Below are 18,806 nucleotides of genomic sequence, written 5' to 3'. Positions count from 1 at the left end.
ACCATGGCGGACTTCCGCCGGCCACCGGAGTGGACCCAGCACGCCGACCGGCACACCGCGCTGATCGACCCGGTGCTGACCGTGCGTCCGATCTCGCGGTTCGACTACACCACTCGCCGGCAGGTGGGCGCGATCGACCACGCTCTGGTCTTCGTCACCGCGAACGGCTCGTACGACGTCTACATGCCGCCGCACCGCCCGAGCCGCACCGAGGCGGCCACCCGTCGCTACACCTCCGTCTACGAGGTGGACATGGGCAGCCACCCGGTCCGGCTGGACCTCGAACTGCCCAGCGACGACGACGCCTTCGCCTTCGGCGCCACCGCCGAGCTCACCTGGCGGGTGGCGGATCCGATCGCCTTCGTGGCGAGCGGCGAACGGGATGTGCCGACCCGGCTCTCCCGCGAACTCCAGCAGGTGGGCCGCCCGGTCACCCGGCGCTATTCCATCGAGGACAGCCCCGCCGCCGAACGGGCCGTGCAGCGGGCCGTCGAGGACGAGGACATCTTCGCCGCCGGCACCGGTCTCAGCGTGACGTGCGTGGTACGGCTGCGACTCGACGACGACGCGATCGCCCACCGCCGGCGCAAGCGCGCCCTGCGCTACGAGTCGGAGATGCTCGACCCCGAGCACGAGTACCAGATGCGCCAGGCGCAGCTCCAGCACCAACTGGACGTCCTGCGCGAGCAGCAGTCCCAGGAGCTGATCGCCCAGAAGATCGCCTTCTACCAGTACTGGCTCCAGCACGGCGGCGTCGCCGCCTGGGCCCTGCACCTGGCCGCCCACCCCGGGGACACCCGGATGGTCGTCGGCACCCTGGAGAAGGACCAACTCGGCGCCATCCGACAGGAGTTGCAGCTGATCGCCGGGGACACCCTGGAGGACTACCAGAAGGCCGAGTCGGCCCGCTCCGTGCTGCGCTCCGTCGACGAACTCATGCGGGAGCAGGCGGCTCCGCCCCAGGCGCCGCCCCAGGCCCTGCCCCCCGGCATGCCCCCGCAGCAGCCGTACGTCCCGCCGCAGCCCTACACCCCGGGACCGCCGCCCGCCCAGCCCCCGGGACCGTACGCCGCTCCCGGCACCGCATCGGCCCCGTACGACCAGCCGCCGCAAGGGCAACCGCCGTACGAACAGGCACCGATGGGACCGCCGACGTACGCTCCGCCGACTGCCGGTCAGCCCCCGTACACGCCACCGACTGCCGGTCAGCCCCCGTACGCTCCGCCCACCGCCGGTCAGCCCCCGTACGTCCCCCCGGCGCCGGGTGTGCCTCCCCTGACGCTCGTCACCGACGGGCCCGCACCGGCCGTACCGCCCGCTCCCGGCACAGCCCGGGAGGAATCCCCCGAAGCGGGTTCGGCATGACCTCCACGGCGGAACGACTGCTCGCCGAGCTGCATGACGAGATCGCGCGAGCCGACACCAAGGCCTCCGTCCTGGTGGCGGCGCTGGGCATGACGGCCGGCGTGTTCACCGGGCTGGTGGCCGGCAGGAACTGGTCGCCGAGCCGGCTCACGGCGCCCGGCACCGGTCTGTGGTGGGCCGGGACGGCGGCGCTGGCCCTGTCACTCGTCGCGCTGCTGCTCGCGGTGCTCCCCCGCCTCCGCTCCGGACCGTGGGCCGAAGGACGTCCCCTGTGCTACTTCGGCGACATCCGAGAGGCGGTACGGGAGGGCCGGCTGGCGGAGGCGCTCGCCGACACCGACCGTGACCCCGCCGCCGCCGTGCTGGCCGCGCTCGCCGACAAAAGCAGGATCGCCGCGTCCAAGCACCGCTGGATCCGTACCGGCCTGATCGCCTTCTGCGTCGGCGCCCTGCTGCTCCCCACCGCCGCGCTCATCGGCTGACGTCCCCGAACTCGAAGGAGCCCCGCTCATGTCCCAGCCGCCGGACCCGTCCGCGCCACCGGCCTACCCCGAGCCACCGTCCCGTCCCGCACCACCCGCCTACCCCGAGCCGCCGTCCCGTCCCGCACCACCGGCCTACCCCGAGCCGTCCTCCCGTCCCGCACCACCGGCCTACCCCGAGCCGTCCTCCCGTCCCGCACCACCCGCCTACCCCGAGCCGCCGTCCCGTCCCGCACCACCCGCCTACCCCGAGCCGTCCTCCCGTCCCGCACCACCCGCCTACCCCGAGCCGTCCTCCCGTCCCGCACCACCCGCCTACCCCGAGCCGTCCTCCCGTCCCGCACCACCCGCCTACCCCGCCGGCCCGCCGCCGTACCCGGGCGAACCCGCGTATCCCGCGGCTGCGCCGCAGTACCCGACGGCCGCCCCGGACCTGCCGCCCGCTCCCCCGGCGTACCCGGCCGCGGCACCCGCCCACCCGGGCACGCCCCCGGCCTACCCCACCGGCACCGCGACGCCTCACGACCCACCACCCGCATACCCGACCGCCGGCGGCCCGGTCCCGCCCCACCCCGCCCCCGGCTATCCGTCGGCCCCGCCTGCCCCGCAGGACGGCGCGGTGCCGCCGCCGCCCGCGTACCGCCCCGGCGCGACCCCGCCGGCACCGGAAGCCGCCCCCGACGACCTCGACTACCGCCATCGCGGCGCCCGCGTGCACGTGGCCGAGCACCAGCGCGGGGCCGACGCGACGGCGATCGGACGGCTGGCGGTGCAGCTGCCCGGGGCCCTGGTGAGCCTCTCGCTGGTCGGATCCATAGCGGTCGGCCTGTTCGGGAGCGTCATGGGCACGCTCGTGGTCGTGGCCTGGGTCGCCTCCGGCCTGCTCGTCTTCCACCGGCCGACCGAGCGGGCCTTCGCCCGGTTCGTGCTCAAGCTGCGGCCGCCCACACAGGCGGAGCGGGCCCGCCTGGAGCCCGTCTGGCACGAGGTGACCGCCCGCGCGGGCATCGAACCGGGCACCTACGAGCTGATGGTGGAGAACAGCGACGAGCTGAACGCGGCGGCGGTGGCCGGCCATGTCGTCTGCGTCACGACCTACTCCCTCAACCGGATCCCGAGCAGCAACCTGGCCGCCGTACTCGCGCACGAGCTGGGGCACCACACCGGCGGCCACGCCTGGGCGGGACTGCTCGGCTACTGGTACTCACTGCCCGGCCGGATCGCCTGGGCGATGACCCGCGCCCTGGCCCGGGTCGCGATCGCGATCGCCGGCTTCTTCTCCCTGGCGGCGACCGCGTTCCTTGCCTTCTTCATGTCGGTGGTGGTCCTCGCCGCCTTCCTCACGGCCTGGTACCTGACGATCCCGCTCGTGCTCGCCCCCTACCTGCTGGCCTACGTGGGCCGGCGGGGCGAGCTGCGGGCGGACCAGCAGGCCGCCGAGCTGGGCTTCGCGCGCCAACTGTCCGAGGTCCTCCTCCACTCCCAGGCCGAGGAGGAGGCGGCCAAGGCGGCCCTGGCCGCGCAGGGCCAGAAGCTCAAGGGGCCCGGCGCCCTGGCCAGGCTGCTGTCCACCCACCCGGATCACCACACCCGGCTGAGCGCCCTGGAGCCCTATCTGGGCCTGCGCCGCTAGGACCTCTGCGCCGCCAGGGCCTTCCGGCGGATCAGGTCCCAAGGCCCCCGGACACGCCGAAGGGCGGCCACCCCGTGCCGGGGTGACCGCCCTTCATGCTGCTCGCTTACTGGTTGTACGGACCGTAGTCGTAGTCCTCCAGCGGAACGGCCTGGCCGGAGCCCGTGCCGAACGGCGAGTAGTCGATGTCGTCGTAGCCGACGGCCGAGTACATCGCGGCCTTGGCCTCCTCGGTCGGCTCGACCCGGATGTTGCGGTAGCGGGACAGGCCCGTACCGGCCGGGATGAGCTTACCGATGATGACGTTCTCCTTGAGGCCGATGAGGCTGTCGGACTTGGCGTTGATCGCCGCGTCCGTCAGGACTCGGGTCGTCTCCTGGAAGGAGGCGGCCGACAGCCAGGATTCCGTCGCCAGCGAGGCCTTGGTGATACCCATCAGCTGCGGACGACCGGAGGCCGGGTGACCGCCCTCCTGGACCACACGACGGTTCTCGGTCTCGAACTTCGAGCGCTCGACCAGCTCGCCGGGCAGCAGCTCGGCGTCGCCGGACTCGATGATCGTCACGCGGCGGAGCATCTGCCGGATGATGATCTCGATGTGCTTGTCGTGGATCGACACACCCTGCGAGTTGTAGACCTTCTGGACCTCGCCGACCAGGTGGACCTGGACGGCACGCTGGCCCAGAATGCGCAGCACGTCGTGCGGGTTGGTGGCACCCACGGTGAGCTGCTGGCCCACCTCGACGTGCTCGCCCTCGCTGACCAGGACCTTGGCACGCTTGGAGATCGGGAACGCCGTCTCGTCGCTGCCGTCGTCCGGGGTGACGACGAGCTTCTTGGTCTTCTCGGTCTCCTCGATGCGGACACGGCCGCTGGCCTCGGAGATCGGGGCGACACCCTTCGGGGTACGGGCCTCGAAGAGCTCGACGACACGCGGCAGACCCTGGGTGATGTCGTCACCGGCCACACCACCGGTGTGGAAGGTACGCATCGTCAGCTGGGTACCGGGCTCACCGATGGACTGGGCGGCGATGATGCCGACCGCCTCACCGATGTCGACCAGCTTGCCGGTGGCCAGCGAACGGCCGTAGCACATCGCGCAGGTGCCGACGTGCGACTCACAGGTCAGGATCGAGCGGGTCTTGACCTCCTCGATGCCGTGCTGCACCAGCTGGCCGATGAGCACGTCACCGAGGTCCACGTTGGCCGGCGCGATCACCTTGCCGTCGATGACGACGTCCTCGGCGAGCATGCGGGCGTAGACGCTGGTCTCGACGTCGTCCGCCTTGCGCAGCACGCCGTCGGCGTCGCGCGAGGCGATCCGCAGCTTCAGACCGCGCTCGGTGCCGCAGTCCTCCTCGCGGATGATGACGTCCTGCGACACGTCCACCAGACGACGGGTCAGGTAACCCGAGTCGGCGGTACGCAGGGCGGTGTCCGCCAGACCCTTACGGGCACCGTGCGTGGAGATGAAGTACTCCAGCACGGAGAGGCCCTCACGGAACGAGGCCTTGATCGGACGCGGGATGGTCTCGTTCTTCGCGTTCGACACCAGACCACGCATACCGGCAATCTGACGCATCTGCATCATGTTGCCTCGGGCACCCGAGTTCACCATCATCGAGACCGGGTTGGTCTTCGGGAAGTTCGCGTTCATCGCCTCGGCGACCTCGTTGGTCGCCTTGGTCCAGATCGCGATGAGCTCCTGCGTGCGCTCTTCCTTGGTGATCAGACCGCGCTCGTACTGCTTCTGGACCCGCTCGTCCTGGGCCTCGTAACCCCTGACGATCTCCTTCTTCGCGTCGGGGACGACGACGTCGGAGATGGCGACGGTGACGCCGGAACGGGTGGCCCAGAAGAAGCCGGACGCCTTCAGGTTGTCGAGCGTCGCCGCCACGATGACCTTCGGGTAGCGCTCGGCGAGGTCGTTGACGATCTCGGAGAGCTGCTTCTTGCCGACCTCGTAGTCGACGAAGGGGTAGTCCTCGGGCAGCAGCTCGTTGAAGAGCGCACGGCCCAGGGTGGTGTTCAGCCGGAAGCTGTCACCCTGCTGCCACTCCGGCTCGCCCTCCTCGCGGGCCGGCGGGGTCCAGCCGCGCGGCGGGATGGTGCCCACCGGGAAACGGATGTCCACGCGCGACTGCAGCGAGAGCTCACCGGCGTCGAACGCCATGATCGCCTCGGCCACGGACGCGAACGAACGGCCCTCGCCCTTGACGTCACGCATCTCGCCGTCGGTGGTGAGGAAGAACAGACCGAGGACCATGTCCTGGGTCGGCATCGTCACCGGACGGCCGTCGGCCGGCTTGAGGATGTTGTTCGAGGACAGCATCAGGATGCGGGCCTCGGCCTGCGCCTCCGCGGACAGCGGCAGGTGCACGGCCATCTGGTCACCGTCGAAGTCCGCGTTGAACGCGGTGCAGACGAGCGGGTGGATCTGGATGGCCTTGCCCTCGACCAGCTGCGGCTCGAAGGCCTGGATGCCGAGGCGGTGCAGGGTGGGCGCACGGTTCAGCAGCACCGGGTGCTCGGCGATGACCTCTTCGAGGACGTCGTACACGACGGTGCGGCCACGCTCGACCATGCGCTTGGCCGACTTGATGTTCTGCGCGTGGTTCAGGTCGACCAGGCGCTTCATCACGAACGGCTTGAACAGCTCCAGCGCCATGGCCTTCGGCAGACCGCACTGGTGCAGCTTCAGCTGCGGGCCGACGACGATGACGGAACGCGCCGAGTAGTCGACACGCTTACCGAGCAGGTTCTGACGGAATCGACCCTGCTTACCCTTCAACATGTCGCTGAGGGACTTCAGCGGGCGGTTACCGGGGCCGGTCACCGGACGGCCGCGACGGCCGTTGTCGAAGAGGGCGTCAACAGCCTCCTGAAGCATGCGCTTCTCGTTGTTGACGATGATCTCGGGCGCGCCGAGGTCGAGGAGCCGCTTCAGACGGTTGTTGCGGTTGATCACACGGCGGTACAGGTCGTTCAGGTCGGAGGTCGCGAAGCGGCCACCGTCCAGCTGCACCATCGGACGCAGGTCCGGCGGGATGACCGGGACGCAGTCCAGGACCATGCCCTTGGGGCTGTTGGACGTCTGCAGGAACGCGGAGACGACCTTCAGCCGCTTGAGGGCACGGGTCTTCTTCTGGCCCTTGCCGGTGCGGATGATCTCGCGGAGACGCTCGGCCTCCTCCTCCAGGTCGAAGGACTCCAGGCGCTTCTGCAGCGCCGCGGCACCCATCGAACCGTCGAAGTACGTGCCGAAGCGGTCACGCAGCTCGCGGTAGAGCAGCTCGTCGCCCTCCAGGTCCTGGACCTTGAGGTTCTTGAACCGGGTCCAGACCTCGTCGAGGCGGTCGATCTCGCGCTGCGCACGGTCGCGCAGCTGCTTCATCTCGCGCTCGGCACCCTCGCGCACCTTGCGGCGCACATCGGCCTTGGCGCCCTCGGCCTCCAGCTCGGCCAGGTCGGCCTCAAGCTTCTTGGCGCGGCCTTCCAGGTCGGAGTCACGACGGTTCTCGACCTGCTGGCGCTCGACCGAGACATGCGCCTCCAGCGAGGGCAGGTCGCGGGTGCGGCGCTCCTCGTCGACGTACGTGATCATGTACGCCGCGAAGTAGATGACCTTCTCCAGGTCCTTCGGGGCGAGGTCCAGCAGGTAGCCCAGGCGCGACGGGACGCCCTTGAAGTACCAGATGTGCGTGACGGGGGCGGCCAGCTCGATGTGGCCCATCCGCTCACGGCGCACCTTGGCGCGCGTGACCTCGACGCCGCAGCGCTCGCAGATGATGCCCTTGAAGCGGACACGCTTGTACTTGCCGCAGTAGCACTCCCAGTCCCGGGTCGGACCGAAGATCTTCTCGCAGAAGAGTCCGTCCTTTTCGGGCTTCAGGGTGCGGTAGTTGATCGTCTCGGGCTTCTTGACCTCACCGTGGCTCCACTGACGGATGTCGTCAGCGGTGGCCAGGCCGATCCGGAGCTCGTCGAAGAAGTTGACGTCGAGCACTATGCGTCAATCCCTCTCAGGGTCGTAAGTCTGTGGTCTGAAACGGGGGCCTGGGGGTCGGCGGGCCTCCTGGTCAGGAGGCCCGCCCGACTCCCGTCAGACCTCTTCGACGCTGCTCGGCTCACGCCGGGACAGGTCGATGCCGAGCTCCTCCGCAGCGCGGAAGACATCCTCGTCGGTGTCACGCATCTCGATGGACATACCGTCGCTGGACAGCACCTCCACGTTCAGGCAGAGCGACTGCATCTCCTTGATGAGCACCTTGAAGGACTCGGGGATGCCGGGCTCGGGGATGTTCTCGCCCTTGACGATGGCCTCGTAGACCTTCACGCGGCCGGTGACGTCGTCGGACTTGATGGTCAGCAGCTCCTGGAGCGCGTACGCGGCGCCGTAGGCCTCGAGGGCCCACACCTCCATCTCACCGAAGCGCTGGCCACCGAACTGCGCCTTACCACCCAGCGGCTGCTGGGTGATCATCGAGTACGGACCGGTCGACCGGGCGTGCAGCTTGTCGTCGACCAGGTGGTGCAGCTTCAGGATGTACATGTAGCCGACCGAGATCGGGTCCGGGAACGGCTCACCGCTACGGCCGTCGAACAGCCGCGCCTTGCCGGACGGGAGCACCATGCGCTCGCCGTCGCGGTTCGGGATGGTGTGCTGCAGCAGACCCGCCAGCTCGTCCTCGCGGGCACCGTCGAAGACCGGGGTCGCGACGTTGGTGCGCGGGGCGACCTGGTCGGCGCCGATGGCCTGGAGGCGCTGGGCCCACTCGTCCGCGAGGCCGGAGACGTCCCAGCCGCGGCTGGCGAGCCAGCCGAGGTGGATCTCCAGGACCTGTCCCGGGTTCATTCGGGACGGCACACCCAGCGGGTTGAGGATGATGTCGACCGCGGTGCCGTCCTCCAGGAACGGCATGTCCTCGATCGGCAGGATCTTGGAGATGACACCCTTGTTGCCGTGCCGGCCGGCGAGCTTGTCACCGTCGGTGATCTTGCGCTTCTGCGCGACGTAGACGCGGACCAGCTGGTTCACGCCCGGCGGCAGCTCGTCGCCCTCCTCGCGGTCGAAGACGCGCACGCCGATGACCTTGCCGGTCTCGCCGTGCGGCACCTTCAGCGAGGTGTCACGGACCTCACGGGCCTTCTCACCGAAGATCGCGCGCAGCAGGCGCTCCTCGGGGGTCAGCTCGGTCTCACCCTTGGGGGTCACCTTGCCGACGAGGATGTCGCCGGCGATGACCTCGGCACCGATGCGGATGATGCCGCGCTCGTCGAGGTCCGCGAGGACCTCCTCGGAGACGTTCGGGATGTCCCGGGTGATCTCCTCGGGGCCGAGCTTGGTGTCACGGGCGTCGACCTCGTGCTCCTCGATGTGGATCGAGGAGAGGACGTCGTCCTGCACGAGGCGCTGCGACAGGATGATCGCGTCCTCGTAGTTGTGACCCTCCCACGGCATGAACGCCACGAGCAGGTTCTTGCCGAGGGCCATCTCGCCGTTCTCGGTGGCCGGACCGTCGGCGAGGACCTGGCCCTCGATGATGCGGTCGCCCTCGTTGACGACGACCTTCTGGTTGACCGAGGTGCCCTGGTTGGACCGGGAGAACTTGTGCAGGCGGTACGTGATGTACGTGCCGTCGTCGTTGGCGGTGGTGATGTAGTCCGCGGAGACCTCCTGGACCACACCGTCCTTCTCGGCCTTGACCACGTCGCCGGCGTCGACCGCGGAGCGGTACTCCATGCCGGTGCCGACGAGCGGCGCCTCCGACTTAATCAGCGGCACGGCCTGGCGCATCATGTTCGCGCCCATGAGGGCACGGTTGGCGTCGTCGTGCTCGAGGAAGGGGATCATGGCGGTCGCGACCGACACCATCTGGCGCGGCGAGACGTCCATGTAGTCCACGTCTTCGGGGGCGACGTAGTCGACCTCGCCGCCACGGCGGCGGACCAGCACACGGGCCTCGGCGAAGCGCAGCTCGTCGGTCAGCGGCGCGTTGGCCTGCGCGATGACGAAGCGGTCCTCTTCGTCGGCGGTCAGGTAGTCCACCTCGTCGGTGACCACACCGTGCTCGTCGACCTTGCGGTACGGCGTCTCGATGAAGCCGAAGGGGTTGATCCGGCCGTAGGAGGCGAGCGAGCCGATCAGACCGATGTTCGGGCCTTCCGGCGTCTCGATCGGGCACATGCGGCCGTAGTGCGAGGGGTGCACGTCACGGACCTCGAAGCCGGCCCGCTCACGGGAGAGACCACCCGGGCCGAGGGCGTTCAGACGACGCTTGTGCGTCAGCCCCGACAGCGGGTTGTTCTGGTCCATGAACTGGGACAGCTGGCTGGTGCCGAAGAACTCCTTGATGGAGGCGACGACCGGCCGGATGTTGATCAGCGTCTGCGGCGTGATCGCCTCGACGTCCTGGGTGGTCATGCGCTCGCGGACGACGCGCTCCATACGGGCGAGACCCGTACGCACCTGGTTCTGGATCAGCTCGCCGACGTTGCGGATACGGCGGTTGCCGAAGTGGTCGATGTCGTCGGTCTCGACCATGATCGTGCGACCGGACTCGGCGACCGTCTCGGTCTCACCGGCGTGCAGCTTCACCAGGTACTTGATGGTGGCGATGACGTCGTCGGTGGTGAGCACGCCGGCGTCCAGCGGCTCGTCCGCGCCGAGCTTCTTGTTCACCTTGTAGCGGCCGACCTTGGCGAGGTCGTAGCGCTTCGGGTTGAAGTAGAGGTTCTCCAGCAGCGTCTGCGCGGCCTCACGCGTGGGGGGCTCGCCCGGACGCAGCTTGCGGTAGATGTCGAGCAGCGCGTCGTCCTGGCCCTGGGTGTGGTCCTTCTCCAGGGTGGCGCGCATGGACTCGTACTCGCCGAACTCCTCGAGGATCTGCTCGGTCGTCCAGCCGAGGGCCTTCAGCAGCACGGTGACCGACTGCTTGCGCTTGCGGTCGATACGCACACCGACCATGTCGCGCTTGTCGATCTCCATCTCCAGCCAGGCACCCCGGGACGGGATGATCTTGGCGGAGAAAATGTCCTTGTCGGACGTCTTGTCGATGGAGGAGTCGAAGTAGACACCGGGGGAACGGACCAGCTGCGACACCACGACACGCTCGGTGCCGTTGATGACGAAGGTGCCCTTGTTCGTCATGAGCGGGAAGTCGCCCATGAAGACGGTCTGGGACTTGATCTCACCGGTCTCGTTGTTGGTGAACTCGGCGGTGACGAAGAGCGGGGCGGCGTACGTGAAGTCGCGCTCCTTGCACTCGTCGATGGAGTTCTTCGGCGGCTCGAAGCGGTGGTCCCGGAACGTCAGGGACATCGACCCGGAGAAGTCCTCGATCGGGGAGATCTCCTCGAAGATCTCCTCCAGACCGGACTTGGTGGGGACGTCCTGACCGTTCTCCAGAGCCTCCTCGACCCGACTCTGCCAGGCGGTGTTGCCGAGCAGCCAGTCAAAGCTCTCGGTCTGCAGCGCGAGCAGGTTCGGAACCTCGAGAGGCTCCTTGATCTTTGCAAAGGAGATGCGCAGCGGGGCGGTGCTGGCGCCGTTGTTCATATTCGCGGTCGAGGCATTGCGCGAGGCGGCCAAGAGGGGGTCCTTCCGAGGGCTCGGACTCACTACGCGCGTGCCGGCCCCTCTCCCGTACACAGCGACAGAAACCCTAGGTCAAGGGGGCTTTTGTCATCCGTGCTCGAGTGAGGGCAGACCCCTGGTGACGGGCAGGGGACAGCTAACAGGCAGCGCAAAGGGTCAGTGTAGCCACTTGGCACACTGATGTCCAGTGCGGGTTTTTCGAGACCCTCGCTGTGCTCACCGCTCTTGTCAACGCCCTCGGCATGCCTGCCCTCAACGCACGTTCATACTGCCCTCTTCGTCGTCGATCCATGCCTCGGATTCGGATCCTTGTGACGACGCGTCCTGAGAATTGCGCGCTGCGTGCGGTTCGTCAAGGCCCCCCAGCCCGAGGCGGACCGTGGCGGAGACACGACGAAGATCACCATACCCCTCGCCAAGGCGAGTGCAAGGTAACCGTGGTCGGGCCCGCCGGAGACGCCGAAGAGCGACCACCCGGATGGATGATCGCTCTTCGGTGCGTTCGCGTTACAGCCCTACGGGGCACCTTTTACGGCGCCACAAGACTGTGGTCGGCGCGCGTTCGAGTCCCTGAGGACCCGAGAGGTCTTACTTGACCTCGACGGAGGCGCCGGCGCCCTTGAGGGACTCGGCGGCCTTCTCGGCGGCGTCCTTGGCGACCTTCTCGAGAACGGGCTTCGGGGCGCCGTCCACGAGGTCCTTGGCCTCCTTCAGACCCAGGGAGGTCAGCTCACGCACGACCTTGATGACCTGGATCTTCTTGTCGCCGGCACCGGTGAGGATGACGTCGAACTCGTCCTTCTCCTCCTCGGCCTCGGCAACGGCGGCCGGGCCGGCGGGGCCGGCAACGGCGACCGCGGCGGCGGCGGTGACGTCGAACTTCTCCTCGAAGGCCTTCACGAACTCGGAGAGCTCGATGAGGGTCATCTCCTCGAACTGGGCAAGCAGCTCGTCCTGGGTGAGCTTCGCCATGATGGCGGTCCTTCCACTCAATCGGCAGGTGCCGGATGTACTGGGTAAGGCGGGCGTACGTCGGCCCGCTGCGACCCTCGCCGCGTCAGGCGGCCAGGATCAGAAAGCGAGCCGAATTACTCGGCACCGCCCTGCTCGGCCTGCTTGGCGCGCAGCGCGTCCACGGTGCGGACGAGCTTCGACGGCAGCGCCTGGAAGAGCTGAGCAGCCTGGGACTGCTTGCCCTTGAAGGCACCGGCCAGCTTGCTGAGCAGAACCTCGCGGGACTCGAGGTCCGCAAGCTTCTTGATCTCGTCGGCGGTCAGCGCCTTGCCGTCAAGGACACCGCCCTTGATGACGAGATTCGGGTTCTCCTTGGCGAAGTCACGCAGACCCTTCGCCGACTCCACCGGGTCACCGGTGACGAAGGCGACGGCCGTCGGACCAGCGAAGAGCTGGTCGTCCAGCGTGATCCCGGCCTCGTTGGCCGCAATCTTGGTCAGCGTGTTCTTCACCACGGCGTACTGGGCGTTCTCACCGAGCGACCGGCGCAGCGTCTTGAGCTGCGCCACGGTGAGACCGCGGTACTCGGTCAGCACGGCGGCGTTGGAGCTGCGGAACTTGTCCGTCAGCTCCGCAACCGCGGCAGCCTTGTCGGGCCTCGCCATAGAGCCTCGGCCTCCTTCCGGGTGATTCGGACCGCGCGGACCCGAAGGAGGACTGGGCAAAACGAAACGCCCCGGCGCAGGCGCACGGGGCGGACTCGACCGGCCGTACACGCGCTGGGCGCGCACTCCGGGAGTTCTTCCACAGTCACCTGCGCGGGTCGCCCACTTTTCAGCGGATCCTTCGGCCACCACACACTCGTTCAGAGCGCGCGGCAACGACCAGCGGTCTTTGGCTTCTGCAAGAGAGTACGGGACCGGGGCACCATCGAGCAAATCGGGCTCTACGGCGCCCCGGCGGGGCCGTGACGTGGGCTGGGGCCGCTGGGGCCCCGGGAGGCCCGGAGAGCCGGCAGGGGCGTGCGGGCGGGCTCAGAGGGTCCGGCAGGGGCGTGCGGGCGGGCCCAGGAGGTCCGGCAGGGGCGTGCGGGCGGGCCCAGGAGGTCCGGCAGGCGTGCTGCGGGCTCAGGAGGTGGTGCCGGTGCCGCCCGCGACGGTGGAGCCGGTACCGGAGCCGGTGCCGCTGCCCATGACGCCGCCGGACTTCAGCATCTTCTCGAAGTCGACCGTGTCGCCGGCCGGGGGCGCCACGGCGGTGACCTTCACGCCGTAGTCGCTGTAGTAGGCCGTGCTGGTCATCTTGCCGTTCGCCGTGTCGGCCTTCTCGGACTTCTTCACCAGCAGGTTCTGGTCGTTGATCCAGAGGTCGATGGTGTCGGTGGTGACGCCCGCCTGGCCGAGCTGCTTCTTCAGGGCGTTCAGCTGGTCCGAGCTGAGGTTGCTGTTCTTGCTCGCGAGGTCGGCGACGTTCACCGTGCCCGCGTAGTGCGTGGTGTGGGCGCCGGAGACGGTCTCCTCGCCGACCTTCTTCACATCGCCGGAGGCCAGCAGCATCTTCACGGACTGGTTCGGCGTGGAGTTCTGCAGCTGGTCCTTCAGATACGAACCGGAGGCGCCGCCGAGCTTGGCCAGCTCGTCGTACGAGTACCTGATCCAGTGCTTGCCGCCCGTGTGCTGGGCGTAGGCGTCGCTCATGTGCGCGTAGTAGGCGTCCGGCAGATAGCGGGCCTCCATCGACGAGGTGCCGGCCTGGCGCATCATGTCGGCCATCTTGCCGCCGGTGTAGGTGATGGTGAGGTTGCCCTTGAGGCCGTCGCCCCAGGTGAGGGCGCCGTTCCCCGTCATCGTCATCAGCTCGCCGATGGACGTGGTGGAGCGCACCTTGGCCGAGTCCGCCTTGTCGGTGGACTGCTCGGCGGAGCGCAGCGCGGCGATGGGGCTGACGTTGATCGCGCCGTCGCCGGCCGCCTTGCCGCCCTTCCCGGAGTCCGAGGAGCCGCAGGCGGCCACCCCGGTCAGTGCGGCGACCACCGCCACGGAGAGGGTCACCCGACGCGCCGTCGTGCTCTTCATCTTGTCCTACCCCCATGCAAGTCGTGTGCCTGCACCGTAGCCCAGGCCACTGACAGTCCTGCGAAAGCCTGCCCAGAGCGGGCTCGTACCGCTCGCTCATACAGCTCGTGCGAAGACCCGCTGATACAGCTCGTACAAAGAAAGGACGGGCCCCGCACCTGGAAGGTTGCAGGGCCCGCCCTCTACTTACGCGTACCTGACGCGGCTACCGGGGAGCTGAAGGCTCAGACGGCGGCCGGGTCCTCCTCGACGAGGAGGTTGCGGGTGCGGTTCGGGTCGACCGGAACGCCGGGGCCCATCGTGGTGGTGATGGCGGCCTTCTTGATGTAGCGACCCTTGGCGGCGGACGGCTTCAGACGGAGGATCTCCTCCAGCGCGGCGCCGTAGTTCTCCACCAGCTTCTCGTCCTCGAAGGACGCCTTGCCGATGATGAAGTGCAGGTTCGAGTGCTTGTCGACGCGGAACTCGATCTTGCCGCCCTTGATCTCGGTCACAGCCTTGGCGGTGTCCGGGGTCACGGTGCCGGTCTTCGGGTTCGGCATCAGACCACGCGGGCCGAGGACGCGGCCGAGGCGGCCGACCTTGCCCATGAGGTCCGGGGTGGCGACGACGGCGTCGAAGTCCAGACGGCCCTTCGCCACCTCGTCGATCAGTTCGTCGGCGCCGACGATGTCGGCGCCCGCGGCACGCGCGGCCTCGGCACGGTCACCGGTCGCGAAGACCAGGACCCGGGCGGTCTTACCGGTGCCGTGCGGAAGGTTCACGGTGCCACGGACCATCTGGTCGGCCTTGCGCGGGTCGACACCCAGACGGAAGGCGACCTCGACGGTGCCGTCGAACTTGGTCGTGGAGGTCTCCTTGGCGAGACGGACGGCCTCGAGCGGGGCGTAGAGCTTCTCCCGGTCGATCTTGGCGTCCGCAGCGCGGAGAGCCTTGCTGCGCTTGCTCACAACTTGCTCCTGTGTGTTCTGAAAGGAGTCGTGGTCTCTGGGCCGAGCAGGCCCTGCCACGTGCGACCGGTTACGGCCGCATGACTGCCAGGGGTGGGCTCAGCCCTCGACCGTGATGCCCATGGAGCGGGCGGTGCCGGCGATGATCTTCGACGCGGCGTCCAGGTCGTTCGCGTTCAGGTCGGGCATCTTGGTCGTGGCGATCTCGCGGACCTGCGCCTCGGTGATCTTGGCGACCTTGGTCTTGTGCGGCTCGCCGGAGCCCTTCTCGACACCAGCGGCCTTGAGGATCATCTTCGCGGCCGGCGGCGTCTTGGTGACGAAGGTGAAGGAGCGGTCCTCGTAGACCGTGATCTCCACCGGGATCACCCAGCCACGCTGCGACTCGGTCGCGGCGTTGTACGCCTTGCAGAACTCCATGATGTTGACGCCGTGCTGACCGAGCGCGGGGCCGACCGGCGGGGCCGGGTTCGCCGCACCGGCGTTGATCTGGAGCTTGATGAGCCCCGTGACCTTCTTCTTCTTGGGAGGCATAGCTCTCCGGGTCCTTTCATTCGGGTCCATGCCTGCGCAAGGATCGCGATCCTGGCGCAGGCATACCGCACAACGATAGCGGGTATAGATGCGCGGCTAAAAACCGTGCAGGTCAGGCGGACCAGAACGGCCTGCCTGACCTGCACGGAAGCACGAAGTCCAAAAAAGGACTAGCTCTTCTGGATCAGTCCTTCTGGATCAGTTCTTCTGGATCTGGTCGAAGGACAGCTCGACCGGCGTCTCGCGGCCGAAGATCTCCACCAGACCCTTGACCTTCTTGGAGTCGGGGTTGATCTCGTTGATGGTCGCCTGCAGCGTGGCGAACGGGCCGTCGGTGACGGTGACCGAGTCGCCGACCTCGAAGTCCAGCACCTGGACCTCGACCTTGCGCTGCGGGGCGGGCTTGCCCTCGGCCTCGGCGGCCTCGCGGGCGGCCTTCTCCTCGGCCTCCGGGGCGAGCATCTTGACGATCTCGTCCAGGGTCAGCGGGTACGGGTCGTACGCGTTGCCCACGAAGCCGGTGACGCCCGGGGTGTTGCGGACGACGCCCCAGGACTCGTTGGTCAGGTCCATGCGGACCAGGACGTAACCCGGCAGCTTGTTCTGCTTGATCGTCTTGCGGTCGCCGTTCTTGATCTGGACGACCTCTTCCTGCGGCACCTCGGCCTGGAAGATGTAGTCCTCGACGTTCAGCGAGACGGCGCGCTGCTCAAGGTTGGTCTTCACGCGGTTCTCGTAACCGGCGTAGGTGTGGATGACGTACCACTCGCCGGGCAGCGTGCGCAGTTCCTCGCGCAGGGCCGCGATGGGGTCGACGGGCTCGGCCGGCTCTTCCTCGGCGGCGTCGGCGGCGGCCTCATCGGCAGCCTCTTCGCCCTCGGCGTCGCCTTCGTCCTCGACGTCTTCGTCGTCCTGGACGTCTTCGTCCTCGACGTGCAGGGCCGCCTCTTCGGCCGGCTCCCCCGCCTCGGCCTCGGCAGCCTCGAACTCGTCCTGCTCGTCCGCGCCCTCGACGATGTCGAGCTCGTCGTCCACCATCTCGGCAGCGGTCCCGCGAGACTCGATGGCGTCGTCGTTCAGGTTCGGGTCAGACACGATGGCTGCTTCTTCCTGGATACATAGGGGTGGAACATGCGAAAACGGGCGCCGGTGCCACGGCGCCCTTCGCTCTTGGCTCAGCCGAAGACGTACTTGGCCGCGTGGTTGAGCCCATAGTCAATCACGGTCACCAGCGCGATCATGATGGCGACGAAGAAGATCACCACAGTGGTGTACGACGTCAGCTGGTTGCGCGTCGGCCAGACAACCTTGCGGAGCTCCGCGACGATCTGGCGGTAGAAGGTGGCGAGGCGCTTCAGCGGGCCCTTCTTGGCGCGCTTGCCGCCCTTGCGGGCCTTCTTCTTGGACTCCGACACCTCGTCCTGGGCATCAGGCGTGTCGATGGAGCCCACGGCGTCCGTCATTCGTCCTCACCTGATCCCGGGTCATGGCCGTGCCGCGCCCGGTTCCTGAGCCGCACGGCGGTGCATTGCTGTACGTACAAGCGCACACATCCTGGCGGTGTGTGTAGCAGGGCCGGAGGGACTTGAACCCCCAACCGCCGGTTTTGGAGACCGGTGCTCTACCAATTGAGCTACGACCCTTTGCGTGTCCCCCAACGTACCGCATCCGACCGGGTGCGCGGTGTGCACCGATTCGGCGGCGGCTGCTGAAGGCCAACGAGGTGAGAGTGTACGTGGTCCGCAGCCCCGCGTCGAACAGAAAGTGCCCGTCCGGAGCCGCGTGACCAAAGATCGTCCTGGCCGGGGCCCGGATTCGGATCCGTGTTCACGTCCCGACCCCTGGCTGTTCAGTCCGTGAAACCCGCGTGCCGGGGATGTTTCCGGTCTGGAACGATGGACTCCATGAGCGCTGCAATCCCTCCCACCGAGCGCCGGGTCTCCGCCCGAATCGGCGCGATCTCCGAGTCCGCCACCCTCGCCGTGGACGCCAAGGCCAAGGCCCTGAAGGCCGCCGGGCGTCCGGTGATCGGCTTCGGCGCCGGCGAGCCCGACTTCCCGACCCCGGACTACATCGTCGAGGCGGCCGTCGAGGCCTGCAAGAACCCCAAGTACCACCGCTACACCCCGGCCGGCGGCCTGCCCGAGCTGAAGGCCGCGATCGCCGCGAAGACGCTGCGTGACTCCGGCTGGGAGCCCGACGTCTCGCAGATCCTCGTCACCAACGGCGGCAAGCAGGCCATCTACGAGGCGTTCGCCGCGATCCTCGACCCGGGCGACGAGGTCATCGTCCCGGCGCCGTACTGGACGACGTACCCGGAGTCGATCCGCCTCGCGGGCGGTGTCCCGGTGGAGGTCGTGGCCGACGAGACCACCGGCTACCGGGTCGCCGTCGAGCAGCTGGAGGCGGCCCGCACGGAGAAGACGAAGGTCGTGCTCTTCGTCTCCCCGTCCAACCCGACCGGCGCGGTCTACTCCGAGGCCGAGACCGAGGCGATCGGCCGCTGGGCCGTGGAGCACGGCCTGTGGGTGCTCACCGACGAGATCTACGAACACCTGGTGTACGGCGACGCCTCCGCGGTGTCCCTGCCGGCGCTGCTACCCGAGCTGCGCGACAAGTGCATCGTGGTCAACGGCGTGGCCAAGACGTACGCCATGACCGGCTGGCGCGTGGGCTGGGTCATCGGCCCGAAGGACGTCGTCAAGGCCGCGACCAACCTGCAGTCGCACGCCACCTCGAACGTCTCCAACGTGGCCCAGGTGGCCGCCCTGGCCGCCGTCTCCGGTGACCTCGAAGCCGTCGCGAAGATGCGCGAGGCCTTCGACCGGCGCCGCAAGAAGATCGTGGCGATGCTCAACGAGATCGCCGGCGTGGTCTGCCCGGAGCCCGAGGGCGCCTTCTACGCCTACCCCTCGGTCAAGGGCCTGCTGGGCAAAGAGATCCGGGGCAGGCGCCCGCAGGACACGGTCGAGCTGGCCGCGCTGATCCTGGAGGAGGCCGAGGTCGCGGTCGTCCCGGGCGAGGCCTTCGGCACGCCGGGCTATCTGCGGCTGTCGTACGCGCTCGGCGACGAGGACCTCGTCGAGGGCGTGAGCCGCATCCAGAAGCTGCTGGCGGAGGCCAGGGACTGAGTGGTCCATTTTTGGACGAGGGGCACCTACCAACGTTGGTAGGTGCCCCTCGCTCGTTCGTGCGAGCAAGACCACGTTCAGGGAA

13 protein-coding genes and 1 tRNA gene are annotated in these 18,806 nt (G+C 68.4%); 4 read left to right on the top strand and 10 right to left on the bottom strand.

The window, feature by feature from the left end; genetic code table 11:
* The first annotated feature begins 3 nt into the window (after nt 1-3).
* Genes IE277_RS36930 through IE277_RS36920 form a run of 3 tightly spaced genes read left to right on the top strand, consistent with a single transcriptional unit; the run spans nt 4 to nt 3,480 of the window.
* Nucleotides 4-1,365: a YML083C domain-containing protein gene (locus IE277_RS36930; protein ID WP_189958123.1), complete on the top strand. Its 1,362-nt coding sequence runs from the start codon at nt 4-6 to the stop codon at nt 1,363-1,365.
* The gene (locus tag IE277_RS36925) at nt 1,362-1,847 is read left to right on the top strand and encodes a Pycsar system effector family protein (RefSeq protein WP_189958122.1); all 486 of its coding nucleotides are present in this window, start codon (nt 1,362-1,364) and stop codon (nt 1,845-1,847) included. Before IE277_RS36930 ends, IE277_RS36925 begins: the two co-directional genes overlap by 4 nt.
* Before the next feature lie 28 nt (nt 1,848-1,875).
* Nucleotides 1,876-3,480 carry a M48 family metalloprotease gene (locus IE277_RS36920; RefSeq protein WP_189958121.1) on the top strand — a complete coding sequence of 535 codons (1,605 nt, stop codon included), beginning with the start codon at nt 1,876-1,878 and terminating at the stop codon, nt 3,478-3,480.
* A gap of 106 nt (nt 3,481-3,586) precedes the next feature.
* Here IE277_RS36920 and IE277_RS36915 read toward each other — a convergent pair whose 3' ends face one another.
* From IE277_RS36915 to IE277_RS36870, 10 genes are all read right to left on the bottom strand, one after another.
* Nucleotides 3,587-7,486 (bottom strand): DNA-directed RNA polymerase subunit beta', encoded by a 3,900-nt coding sequence (locus IE277_RS36915; protein ID WP_189958120.1) that lies wholly within the window; start codon nt 7,484-7,486, stop codon nt 3,587-3,589.
* A 96-nt stretch (nt 7,487-7,582) separates the two neighbouring features.
* Entirely contained in the window at nt 7,583-11,071 is a 3,489-nt protein-coding gene (gene rpoB, locus IE277_RS36910) for a DNA-directed RNA polymerase subunit beta (protein WP_189958119.1), read from the bottom strand.
* Nucleotides 11,072-11,665: 594 nt separating this feature from the next.
* Nucleotides 11,666-12,049, bottom strand: coding sequence for a 50S ribosomal protein L7/L12 (rplL, locus tag IE277_RS36905; RefSeq protein WP_189958118.1), 384 nt, complete (start codon nt 12,047-12,049; stop codon nt 11,666-11,668).
* A 116-nt stretch (nt 12,050-12,165) separates the two neighbouring features.
* Nucleotides 12,166-12,696, bottom strand: a complete 531-nt coding sequence (gene rplJ, locus IE277_RS36900; protein WP_189958117.1) for a 50S ribosomal protein L10 — start codon at nt 12,694-12,696, stop codon at nt 12,166-12,168.
* A gap of 462 nt (nt 12,697-13,158) precedes the next feature.
* Entirely contained in the window at nt 13,159-14,106 is a 948-nt protein-coding gene (locus IE277_RS36895) for an SCO4651 family lipoprotein (protein ID WP_189958116.1), read from the bottom strand.
* Between the two features lie 224 nt (nt 14,107-14,330).
* Nucleotides 14,331-15,056, bottom strand: a complete 726-nt coding sequence (gene rplA, locus IE277_RS36890) for a 50S ribosomal protein L1 (protein WP_189958115.1) — start codon at nt 15,054-15,056, stop codon at nt 14,331-14,333.
* Between the two features lie 99 nt (nt 15,057-15,155).
* Nucleotides 15,156-15,590: a 50S ribosomal protein L11 gene (gene rplK / locus IE277_RS36885; protein WP_018543896.1), complete on the bottom strand. Its 435-nt coding sequence runs from the start codon at nt 15,588-15,590 to the stop codon at nt 15,156-15,158.
* 198 nt (nt 15,591-15,788) lie between these two features.
* Entirely contained in the window at nt 15,789-16,685 is an 897-nt protein-coding gene (gene nusG, locus IE277_RS36880) for a transcription termination/antitermination protein NusG (protein ID WP_189958114.1), read from the bottom strand.
* Nucleotides 16,686-16,765: 80 nt separating this feature from the next.
* On the bottom strand, nt 16,766-17,053 hold the full coding sequence (gene secE, locus IE277_RS36875; protein ID WP_053661906.1) for a preprotein translocase subunit SecE: 288 nt from the start codon (nt 17,051-17,053) through the stop codon (nt 16,766-16,768).
* 107 nt (nt 17,054-17,160) lie between these two features.
* Nucleotides 17,161-17,233, bottom strand: a tRNA-Trp gene (locus IE277_RS36870).
* Between the two features lie 261 nt (nt 17,234-17,494).
* On the opposite strand from IE277_RS36870, the gene IE277_RS36865 reads away from it, so the two are divergent.
* A complete protein-coding gene (locus tag IE277_RS36865) occupies nt 17,495-18,721 on the top strand; it encodes a pyridoxal phosphate-dependent aminotransferase (RefSeq protein ID WP_189958113.1) in 1,227 nt (408 codons plus the stop codon).
* The last annotated feature ends 85 nt before the right edge of the window (nt 18,722-18,806 follow it).

The organism is Streptomyces alanosinicus (genome assembly GCF_014650595.1).
GTDB lineage: Bacteria > Actinomycetota > Actinomycetes > Streptomycetales > Streptomycetaceae > Streptomyces > Streptomyces alanosinicus.
Note: the sequence above shows the minus strand (reverse complement) of the source record. Positions and strands in the feature narration are given on the sequence as shown.